Source organism: Streptomyces sp. NPDC060049 (assembly GCF_042736715.1).
In the GTDB taxonomy this organism is placed as follows: domain Bacteria; phylum Actinomycetota; class Actinomycetes; order Streptomycetales; family Streptomycetaceae; genus Streptomyces.
In genome coordinates this window covers 127,191-137,158 of record NZ_JBHWVV010000014.1, presented here as the reverse complement: position 1 = coordinate 137,158, position 9,968 = coordinate 127,191, and the positions used below count along the sequence as shown (strand labels likewise).

11 protein-coding genes are annotated in these 9,968 nt (G+C 71.8%); 2 read left to right on the top strand and 9 right to left on the bottom strand.

Translation table 11 applies throughout. The features are described from left to right. Positions 1–104: 104 nt before the first annotated feature. The 4 genes from ACFWBY_RS25545 to ACFWBY_RS25530 form a co-directional block, all read right to left on the bottom strand. A complete protein-coding gene (locus ACFWBY_RS25545; RefSeq protein WP_385337461.1) occupies positions 105–2,510 on the bottom strand; it encodes an ATP-binding cassette domain-containing protein in 2,406 nt (801 codons plus the stop codon). 81 nt (positions 2,511–2,591) lie between these two features. Continuing rightward, a complete protein-coding gene (locus tag ACFWBY_RS25540) occupies positions 2,592–3,008 on the bottom strand; it encodes a VOC family protein (RefSeq protein ID WP_385337464.1) in 417 nt (138 codons plus the stop codon). 10 nt (positions 3,009–3,018) lie between these two features. Continuing rightward, positions 3,019–3,438: a helix-turn-helix domain-containing protein gene (locus tag ACFWBY_RS25535; protein WP_385337466.1), complete on the bottom strand. Its 420-nt coding sequence runs from the start codon at positions 3,436–3,438 to the stop codon at positions 3,019–3,021. A 46-nt stretch (positions 3,439–3,484) separates the two neighbouring features. Continuing rightward, complete coding sequence (locus ACFWBY_RS25530) at positions 3,485–4,822, bottom strand: WD40 repeat domain-containing protein (RefSeq protein WP_385337469.1); 1,338 nt, start codon at positions 4,820–4,822, stop codon at positions 3,485–3,487. Positions 4,823–4,968: 146 nt separating this feature from the next. Between ACFWBY_RS25530 and ACFWBY_RS25525 the strand changes: the two genes are divergently transcribed. After that, positions 4,969–5,187 (top strand): hypothetical protein, encoded by a 219-nt coding sequence (locus ACFWBY_RS25525; RefSeq protein WP_385337471.1) that lies wholly within the window; start codon positions 4,969–4,971, stop codon positions 5,185–5,187. Here the strand turns inward: ACFWBY_RS25525 and ACFWBY_RS25520 are convergent. The 4 genes from ACFWBY_RS25520 to ACFWBY_RS25505 form a co-directional block, all read right to left on the bottom strand. After that, positions 5,177–6,718, bottom strand: coding sequence for an alpha/beta hydrolase (locus ACFWBY_RS25520; RefSeq protein ID WP_385337474.1), 1,542 nt, complete (start codon positions 6,716–6,718; stop codon positions 5,177–5,179). The genes ACFWBY_RS25525 and ACFWBY_RS25520 overlap by 11 nt on opposite strands. A gap of 130 nt (positions 6,719–6,848) precedes the next feature. Next, positions 6,849–7,148, bottom strand: coding sequence for a hypothetical protein (locus ACFWBY_RS25515; RefSeq protein ID WP_385337476.1), 300 nt, complete (start codon positions 7,146–7,148; stop codon positions 6,849–6,851). Between the two features lie 36 nt (positions 7,149–7,184). Next, a complete protein-coding gene (locus tag ACFWBY_RS25510) occupies positions 7,185–7,934 on the bottom strand; it encodes a CbtA family protein (RefSeq protein WP_385337479.1) in 750 nt (249 codons plus the stop codon). Between the two features lie 29 nt (positions 7,935–7,963). Then, positions 7,964–8,182: a CbtB-domain containing protein gene (locus ACFWBY_RS25505; protein WP_385337482.1), complete on the bottom strand. Its 219-nt coding sequence runs from the start codon at positions 8,180–8,182 to the stop codon at positions 7,964–7,966. Between the two features lie 182 nt (positions 8,183–8,364). Between ACFWBY_RS25505 and ACFWBY_RS25500 the strand changes: the two genes are divergently transcribed. Next, on the top strand, positions 8,365–8,820 hold the full coding sequence (locus ACFWBY_RS25500) for a histidine phosphatase family protein (protein ID WP_385337485.1): 456 nt from the start codon (positions 8,365–8,367) through the stop codon (positions 8,818–8,820). A 73-nt stretch (positions 8,821–8,893) separates the two neighbouring features. Here the strand turns inward: ACFWBY_RS25500 and pucL are convergent, their stop codons facing one another. Then, on the bottom strand, positions 8,894–9,811 hold the full coding sequence (gene pucL, locus ACFWBY_RS25495; protein ID WP_385337488.1) for a factor-independent urate hydroxylase: 918 nt from the start codon (positions 9,809–9,811) through the stop codon (positions 8,894–8,896). Positions 9,812–9,968 lie beyond the last annotated feature (157 nt).

The following is a 9,968-nucleotide window of genomic DNA, read 5'->3' as shown; positions in this document are numbered from 1 at the left end:
GGGGGGCAACCCAAAACAACCCCCGGGCCCGGGGCCCGGGGGGGGGGGGGGGGGGGCCCCCCCCCGCGCCCCGCCGTGTCGTCCGACCGGTTCGAACCGGTCGGTCAGGCTCCCACGTACTCCGAGAGGTGTTCGCCGGTGAGGGTGGAGCGGGCGGCCACCAGGTCGGCGGGCGTGCCCTCGAAGACGATCCGGCCGCCGTCGTGGCCGGCGCCGGGGCCGAGGTCGATGATCCAGTCGGCGTGCGCCATGACCGCCTGGTGGTGCTCGACGACGATGACCGACTTCCCGGAGTCGACGAGCCGGTCGAGGAGCCCGAGGAGCTGCTCGACGTCGGCGAGGTGGAGGCCGGCGGTGGGCTCGTCGAGGACGTAGACCCCGCCCTTCTCGCCCATGTGCGTGGCCAGCTTCAGCCGTTGGCGTTCGCCGCCGGAGAGCGTGGTGAGGGGCTGGCCGAGGCTGAGGTAGCCGAGTCCGACGTCGGCGAGCCGGCCCAGGATGCGGTGCGCGGCCGGTGTGCGCGCCTCGCCGGCGCCGAAGAACTCCTCGGCCTCCGACACGGGCATCGCGAGCACTTCGCTGATGTCGCGTCCACCGAGGCGGTGTTCCAGTACCGAGGCGTGGAACCGCTTGCCCTCGCACTCCTCGCAGGTGGTGGAGACGCCCGCCATCATCGCCAGGTCGGTGTAGATGACGCCGGCGCCGTTGCAGGCGGGGCAGGCGCCCTCGGAGTTGGCGCTGAAGAGCGCCGGCTTCACGCCGTTGGCCTTGGCGAACGCCTTGCGGATCGGGTCGAGCAGCCCGGTGTACGTCGCGGGGTTGCTCCGCCGGGAACCGCGGATCGCGCCCTGGTCGATCGCGACGACGCCCTCGCCGGCGGCCGCGGGGCCGCCCACCAGCGAACCGTGCACCAGCGAGCTCTTGCCGGAGCCGGCGACGCCCGTGACGACGACGAGGACCCCGAGCGGTACGTCGACGTCGACGCCCTGCAGGTTGTGGGTCGTCGCGCCGCGGATCTCCAGCTTGCCGTGGGGCCGGCGCACCTGATCCTTGAGGGTCGCGCGGTCGCCGAAGTGGCGGCCGGTGATGGTGTCGCCCGCCCTCAGCCCCTCGACGGTGCCCTCGAAGCAGATGGTGCCGCCTCCGGTACCGGCGCCGGGACCGAGGTCGACGACGTGGTCGGCGATCGCGATCGTCTCCGGCTTGTGCTCGACGACCAGGACCGTGTTGCCCTTGTCCCGCAGCCGCAGCAGGAGCCCGTTCATGCGCTGGATGTCATGGGGGTGCAGGCCGACGGTCGGCTCGTCGAAGACGTAGGTCACGTCGGTGAGGGAGGAGCCGAGGTGGCGGATCATCTTGACGCGCTGCGCCTCGCCGCCCGACAGCGTGCCCGACGGCCGGTCGAGCGAGAGGTAGCCCAGGCCGATCTCCACGAACGAGTCGAGTGTCTGGCGCAGCGTGGTGAGCAGGGGCGCCACCGAGGGCTCGTCGAGATCGCGGACCCATTTCGCCAGGTCGCTGATCTGCATCGCGCAGGCGTCGGCGATGCTGATCTCCTTGATCTTCGAGGACCTGGCTCCCTCGCTGAGCCGGGTGCCGTCGCATTCGGGACAGACGGTGAAGGTCACCGCCCGGTCCACGAACGCCCGGATGTGCGACTGCAGCGAGTCGACGTCCTTCGACAGCATCGACTTCTGGATCTTCGGGATGAGGCCCTCGTACGTCAGGTTGATCCCGTCGACCTTGATCTTGGTCGGCTCCTTGTGGAGCAGGTCCTGCAGCTCGCGCTTGGTGAACTTGCGGATCGGCTTGTCCGGGTCGAAGAAGCCGCAGCCGCCGAAGATGCGGCCGTACCAGCCCTCCATGCTGTAGCCGGGGATGGTGAGCGCGCCCTCGTTGAGCGACTTGCTGTCGTCGTACAGCGCGGTGAGGTCGATGTCGTTGACCGAGCCGCGGCCCTCGCAGCGCGGACACATGCCGCCGGTGATGCTGAAGCTGCGCCGCTCCTTCACCTTCTCCCCGCCGCGCTGCACGGTGACCGCGCCCGCTCCGCTGATCGAGGCGACGTTGAAGGAGAAGGCCTTGGGCGAGCCGATGTGCGGCTCGCCGAGCCGGCTGAAGAGGATGCGCAGCATCGCGTTGGCGTCGGTCGCGGTGCCGACCGTGGAGCGGGGGTCGGTGCCCATGCGCTGCTGGTCGACGGTGATCACGGTCGTCAGCCCGTCGAGCACGTCGACCTCGGGCCGCGCGAGGGTCGGCATGAACCCCTGGACGAAGGCGCTGTAGGTCTCGTTGATCATGCGCTGCGACTCGGCGGCGATCGTGCCGAACACCAGCGAGCTCTTGCCCGAGCCGGAGACTCCGGTGAACACCGTCAGCCGGCGCTTGGGGAGCTCGACGCTGACGTCCTTGAGGTTGTTCACGCGCGCGCCGTGTACGCGGATCAGGTCGTGGCTGTCCGCCGCGTGCGGCACCGGCGCCGACGTGTTCGTCCCCTTGGCCCTGCTCATCGTGTGGTGCCTCCATCTGTCGGGCGGGGCCGTCGTGTCGGGCCCCGCCGGAGTCTGCCGGATACCTGCCGCGGCGGGTACCTACTTCTTTCGGGGCTGGTTGAAGCGGAGCATGTTGCCGGCCGGGTCGCGGAAGGCGCAGTCGCGGACGCCGTAGGGCTGGTCGACCGGTTCCTGCAGGACCTCGCCGCCGGCCGCCTGGATGCGCTCGAAGGTGGCGTCGACGTCGTCGGTGGAGAAGATCACGCCGCGCAGCATGCCCTTGGCCAGCAGTTCCGCCACCGCCTGGCGGTCGGCCGGGGAGGCGAGGGGATCGGCGAGCGGGGGTTCGAGGACGATCTCCACGTCCGGCTGCGCGGGCGATCCGACGGTCACCCAGCGCATCCCCTCGAACCCGACGTCGTTGCGGACCTCCAGCCCGAGGACGTCGCGGTAGAAGGCGATCGCCTTGTCGTGGTCGTCGACGGCGATGAAGCACTGCGAAAGGTTGATGTTCATGGCTTCGACGCTACGAGGCGGCGGGGGATTTCGCTTCTCCGATCCTGACCGGTCTCGTACGGATCTTGGCGACGCACGCCGGGATGGGGGCGCCGGCCTCGTGGGGGCGGGCGCGGTAGGCGCTGGGGCTCTCGCCGACCAGCTCCGAGAAGCGCGAGCTGAACGATCCCAACGAGGTGCAGCCCACCGCGAAGCAGACCTCCGTCACGCTCATGTCGCCCCGCCGAAGCAGTGCCTTCGCCCGCTCGACACGGCGGGTCATCAGGTAGTTGTACGGGGTCTCCCCGTAGGCCGCCTTGAAGCTGCGGGAGAAGTGCCCGGGCGACATGAGGGCGGCCCGCGCCAGCGCCGGGACGTCCAGCGGCTGCGCGTAGTCGCGGTCCATCGCGTCCCGGGCCTTGCGCAGGCGTACCAGATCCTCCAGCGTCATGCCCTCCAGCATCCCACGCGGCCGCGGGGCCCTCCTGGGGCGCCCGTCAGCGGGCGCCGCCGTGGGGCGGGACCCACACCTGGATGGCGTCGGTGTCGCCGACGGCGGCCAGCAGGCCGCCGTCCGGGGAGAACGCCACGGAGTAGACCTCGGAGTAGGGGGTGTCCAGGGGGGTGGTGAGCGGCATGCCGTCCGCCGTGTGCCACAGGCGTACGGATCCGTCCCGGCCCGCGCCCGCCAGGAGCCGCCCGTCGGGCGAGAACGCGACGGCGATCACGGCGTCCGTGGACAGGGACGTGGAGGAGATTTCATGGACCGGGCTCGCGGATCCCAGCGCGAGCGGGTTCCACAGCCCCACCGGCCCGTGGAGGCCGGCCGCGGCGAGCAGCTTGCCGTCGGGCGAGAAGGACAGGCCGGAGAACCTGTCGAGGACCATGTCCCCCACCGGCTCCCATGTGGCCGAGGACCACAGGCACAGCGCGCCCCTGGACCCGGCCGCCGCCAGCAGGGAACCGTCGGGCGAGAACTCCAGGGCCTCCGACCAGAATCCGGCGTGCAGCGTCGCGACCGGCTCGCGGGTGGCCGTGTCCCACAGGTCCACGAACCCCTTGGGTCCGCCCGCGGCCACGGTCCTCCCGTCGGGGGAGACCGCCACCGCTCCGCGCGCCCCGTTGCCGTCGGGCAGCCGGCCCCCGACGGGGTTGCGGTAGGCCAGGTCCCACAGCCAGACCGATTCGTCCTCCGCCACCGACGCGAGCCACCGCCCGTCCCCGCAGAACGCGAGGTCCCGGACGATGTCCTGGTGCCCGAGGAGGGGTCCGGCGGCGTCCTCCCCCGTGATGGGATCCGTCAGGTACACCGACCCGTCGTAGCCGCCCAGGGCGAGGTAGCGCCCGTCCGGCGAGAAGGCCAGCGTGTCGTAGGACTCGACCGGTCCCTCGAAGGGCGGCAGGGGTACGACATGGCCCCGGTCCAGCACGTCCGCGAGGGCCCGGACCGCCATGGGGCTCACGGTCCTCCCCGGGGGCTGCGCCGGGGCGGCCGCGCCGGGCCGGGTGCCCGCCTTGCGCAGCCGGGCCAGATCCCGCCAGCGCGTGCGCCACTCCTCCATCTCGGGCGCCCGGCGGTCGACGACGCACTGCCTGCCGTCCTCGTCGTACGACAGCAGGGTGCGCACCAGGGACATCAGGCTGTCCACCCGTTGCAGCCGCTTGCCGTTGAAAGCCTCGCTGAGGGCCGCCTTCGACAGGGGCGCGGCGACCCGCAAGCCGGCTGCGCGCGACTCGATCTTCTCCAGCGTGGGATTCCCCCGCTCTTCCCGCAGCCGCCGCAACTGCTTCGCGAACTGGTCGAGGCCCGCCTGGAATTCGGTTGCGTTCGGCACGCTGATCCTCCGCCATTCGCCGCGTTCGGCGCCCAGATTAAGGGAGTTGGCGCCCCCTCGAACCGAACTTCCGTTAAGTTCGACGCCGTTACGACTTCGTTCGTGCGATGCAGGTCAGGAGCCTGTTCCTCTGCTGCCATGAACCCATGACGCACTCCCAGGACTCCCAGGAACCTCGACGCCCCGCGCCGCCCGCTCCGTTCATGAGCGTGCGCACCGCGCTCATCCTGCTTTCCTCCGCGGCCGTCGGCGCGACCACCGGCTGGCTGACCGTCCTCACCGCCGCCGGGCCGGCGGCGGCCGCCCTGGCCGCGCTGGCCGCCTCCGGGGCCTCCGTGTCGGCCCTGCACGCCCTCATCCAGTGACCGCCGGCCCGTCCGCGCAGGTCGTGTCACGGGCGGGGCGGTGGCCCGTCAGGAGGTACGTGGTGACCGTGCGGTCGGCGCAGGGGTTGCCGTTGCCGAGGTAGGAGCCGTGGCCGCCGTGCTCGACGGTGAGCAGGCGGGCGCGCGCACCGAGGGCGTCACGCATCTTCAGGGCCCCGGAGTACGGGGTCGCCGGGTCTCGGCGGTTCTGGATCATCAGGATGTTCTTCGGGCCCTCGGCGGTGATGCGGGTCGGTCGCTCCGCCGGGGCCTCCTTCCAGAAGGCGCAGGGGGTGATGTTCGCCGGCATTCCGCCCGTCAGGGGGTGGGCGGCGCGGTCGGCCGCCACGGCGCTCGCGTACCGGGCCGGGTCCTTCGGCCACGTCACGTCGTTGCAGAGGACGCCCATGATCAGTGATGCGTCCGTGTCGGGAAGCGGCCCTGCGAGCTCCTTGGGCAGCGCCGGCACGGCGGCCGGGTCGAGGGCGGAGCGGACGAGACGGGCGAAGGCCGGGAAGAGGGCGTCCGCGTAGAGGGAGTTCTGCATGGCCTGGCGCAGCACGTTGCCGGTCAGCGGGACGCCGGGGACGTCCGAGGGCTCGGGTGCGCGGTCCAGCCGGGCGGCCAGGGACAGGAACAACGGCCGTACGCCGTCCGGGTGCTCGGCGAGGCGCAGGCCCTCGGCGTCCCGCGCCGGGTCCGCCGCCCAGGCCGCGAAGTCGGGGAAGCGGTCGTCGGCGCCCTGCGCCATGTTCGCGAGCCAGCCCCGCTCGACCCGTGCCGGATCCGGGTCGCCGCTGCTGTCCAGCACCAGGCGATCGGTGCGCCGCGGGAACTTCTGCGCGTACACGGCCCCCACGTAGGACCCGTACGAGATGCCCCAGGCCGACAGCTTCCGCTCGCCGAGCGCCTCGCGGAAGCGGTCGATGTCGCGCGCCTGGTTGGCCGTGGTGAAACTGCGCAGCTCCGGGCCGCCGTTCGCCGCGCAGGCCTCGGCGACCCGGCGGGCGCGGGCGGTGTTCTCCTCGATCCCGCCGTCCGGACCGGCCCAGGAGCGCAGCGTCACCAGGTGCCGGTCGGCGTCGTCGGTGAGGCACCGGGCGGTCACGCTCCCGCCCACCCCGCGCGGGTCGAGCGCGACGAGGTCGTAGGCCCCCGCCATCTCCCCCGCGAGGGCCGTTCCCTTCTGCGACAGCCGCTGCACGCCGGAGCTGCCCGGCCCGCCGGGGATCACCATGAGCGCCCCGCGCCGGGCGGCGGGCCGGGTGCTGGGCAGCCGTGACACCGCGAGGGAGACCTGCGGGCCGTCCGGATCGGCGTAGTCCAGGGGGACGGGCAGCTTCGCGCACTGCTGGCCGGGGAGGCGGCCGGTGTGGGTGCAGTCCGCCCACGCGAGGGCCGGCGGGGCAGAGGGCCCGGGAGAGGGCGCGGACGGGGTCCCGGCGGCGGTCGCCGCGGTGCCCGTCAGGGTGGCGGTGACGGCGGTGGCGCAGACGGCGAGGAGTGCGGCCCTGCGGCGGTAAGTGGTCATGCAACGAGGATGGTTGGGCATCGCCCGCCGCTCCATCCGGCAGCCGGGACGTGTCTCCCTGGGGCCAGCCCCACCACCGGCGCGGCGAGCCGCCTTCCGGGCGGGGGCCGGCCGGCCCGCGTCCCCGCCGCTACACCACCACCAACACGACGGCCGCCGCACCCATGAGTGCGGCGGCGGTGTGGATGGCCGGGTGCCCGTAGTCACCCGACCACACGTGACGGGCCAGGCCGCCCAAGGCGGCGAGGCCGGCGATGATGCCGAACTGGGCGAGCAGCGGGGTACCGGTGAAGGAGGCCAGGAGCAGCAGGAGCGAGTTGAGCCAGAACGGGGCGGCGCCCGTCCAGCCGCGCCACGCCCGCAGTTCCCGCACCGTGCACGGGTGCGAGGGCTCGCGGTACTCCCGGTGCTCCCGGATTACCGTCGCCATTGTGCCGCCACCGGCCCTTCAGTCACCTGTGAGCACTCAACTCACAGGCTGTACAGCCTCCTTGGGTGCGACGGCCGGGACAAGGGCCCGTTCGGCAAGAAATCCGAAAGCCAGGCCGAAAGTGCTCCACATCGCGGCCTGGATGGCCAGCGAGGCGAGCCGGAACTGCCAGACGAGCGCGGCGGGGAAGTCCGCCGGGACCTCGTTGACGCCCGGCAGGGACGCGTAGGCGATGCCCACCGCCGCCACGAAGGCGAGGGAGGCGACCACCGAGGCGTTCCAGTTGCCCAGGGCCGGCGCCAGGCGCCGGCCCAGGATCAGCGCGCCCACGGCGAGCAGCACGCTGAGCGCGATCATCAGGACGTACAGGGTGGTCCGCTGGACCGTGGTCTCGGGATCTCCGACGGCCGGCGGGTTGGCGGGGTACTTGAAGAACGGCACCAGGCCGACGGTGACGAACAGACCACCGGAGACCAGCAGCGCCGTGGCCCGGGGGCCGAAGCGCCCGATGCGGCCGAGCGCGTAGCAGAACACGAGCGCGGCGATGCCGCCGAGCGCGATCCCGTAGAGCAGGGTGCCGGTGCCGAGGCCGGCCGTGGCCTGGAGGGCCCGGCTGACCGGGGCGGCCTCGCCGCCGTGGTCGTGGGCGCCGGCCTCCTCGATGGCGATCGCCGCGTCGACCTTGGACTCACCGAGGACGTACGCGACGAGGAAGGCGGCGGCTCCGGCCAGCAGACCGGCGAGCATGCCCCGGATGAGGAACACGCGGGGGGAGATGGAGTTCATGGTGTGACTCGCCCTTGCGGATCGTCGGATCAGTGGCAGGGGAAGCCGAGGAGGTGGCGGCCGTCGTGCATCCACTCGTGGACGGTGTCGCCTTCGAAGATCGCGGTGGCGCCCTGCTCGGCGCCGACGAGGTAGAGCAGGACCAGCATGAGGACGCCGACGAACAGCGCCCAAGGGGCCAGTGTGGAGAGCGAGATGGGTGCGACGGCCACGGGGGCGGCAGTCGTGGGCACGGCGGAATGGGCCATGGCAGGAACCTCCAGAGGGAACACGCGTCCCGGTCATTGGTGCTCACGACGACGGTGGCGGGTCTGACTTGCCTCCCCCTCCGGGAGGTTTCACAGTGGCGCGACCGTGCCGGATTCTCACCGGTGCTTCCGTCGTACCGTCGTCTTGTCGTCCGTGACCGTACCGCGCTTACGCTCACCTTATGAAGACCCCTCTCGTACGAGTCCATCTCGTGAGACCTCCGCTGGGCGAGGCGGAGCGCCGGCACGAGTTCCCTCAGGGGGATCCGTGCCCCGGGTACGAAGGGCTGCGCGGGCAGGACCACGGGGCGTGGGCGGGGCGGACCATCGACGAGGTGGCGGCCGAGGATCCGGTCGCACTGGGGCGCTGGGCGGGCGACACCTCGTACGCGCTTCCGGGCGGCGGGGAGTCGGTGGAGGCGCTGATCGCACGGGTCGGCCTGCAACTGGGCGGGCTGGCCCCGGGGACGCACCGGGCGGTGGCCGAGCAGGGCGTCGTCCGGGCGGCCGTGGTGTGGGCGCTGGAGCTGCCCGCGGCGGCCTTCTGGCGGCTCGACGTGCGCCCGGAGTCGGTGACGACCCTGACGGGGCGCTCGGGGCGCTGGAACCTGCTCGTGGGACGGCCCGACGACGACTGACACGACGCGGCCCGGACCGCGTCGCGCGGTCCGGGCCGGGTGTTCGGAGCGGGTGCCCGGAGCGGGGTGACGGTCAGGCGACGATCCAGTCGGACGTCGCGATCACCGGCTGCACGCCGTCGCGGTGGACGGTGCCCTCGATGAGTCCGTACATGCGGTCCGCCGCGAAGTAGACCTCGTTGTCGTTCTTGAGGCCGAAGGGCTCCAGGTCGACGAGGAAGTGGTGCTTGTTGGGGAGGTTGAGGCGCACCTCGTTGACCTTGGGGCAGTTGTCGAGCACGCGCTCGGCCATCTGGTTCAGGGTCTGCTGCAGCGAGTAGGAGTAGGTCTCGGCGAAGGCTTCCAGCATGTGCTTGCGAACCTTCTTGTACGACTGGTCCCAGTCGTACTGCGGGTCGTCGGCGGCGAGCGCCGAGTGCGCCCAGCGCGAGGTGACCTTGGTCGCCAGGATGCGGTCGTACGCCTCCTGCAGGGTCGTGTACTCGTCCTTGATGTAGCCGTGGAACTCGGAGTTGGTCGAGTTCATGACGGTCAGGTCCTTCAGGCCCGAGATGACCTGGAGTCCGGTCGTCTCGCTGTACGTGATCTGCGCGGTGCGCACTTCCTGGCCCTTGCGGACGAAGGAGTGCTGCTCCTTGCGGGTCGGGACCGGGATGCGGTCCCACACGTACTCCTCGATGCGGATCTGCGCCTCGCGGATCGGCTGCTGGGAGGAGACGAAGTGCTTGGCGAGCAGGATGCCGAAGGCCTCCGGGGAGGCGATGCCGTGCTCCTTGCCGAAGGCGTACACCGTGTTCTTGGTGGTGTCGGTGGGCAGGCAGTTGGCGTTGTCGCCGGTGAGGTGGACGTCGCGGAACTCGCCGCGCAGGGCGACCGAGACGTTCAGGTCGCGGATCTCGTGCCAGGAACCGTCGCTGCCCTTGCGGGTGACCTTGACGATGCGGTTCTCGGCCTTGCCGTACTGGTTCTGGGCGAGGACGTGCTTGCTCATGCGCTGTCTTCCTTCGGTACTCGGGAACACGGAGTCCGGTCGTCTGGATCCCGTACGCCCGGCGTCCGGCGGACGCGCAGCCCGCCCCCCGCCGTTCGGTCACGTGGTCGCCTGGTCGTGGTCACGTCGTCGCGTGGTCACGTCGTCGCGCGGCACG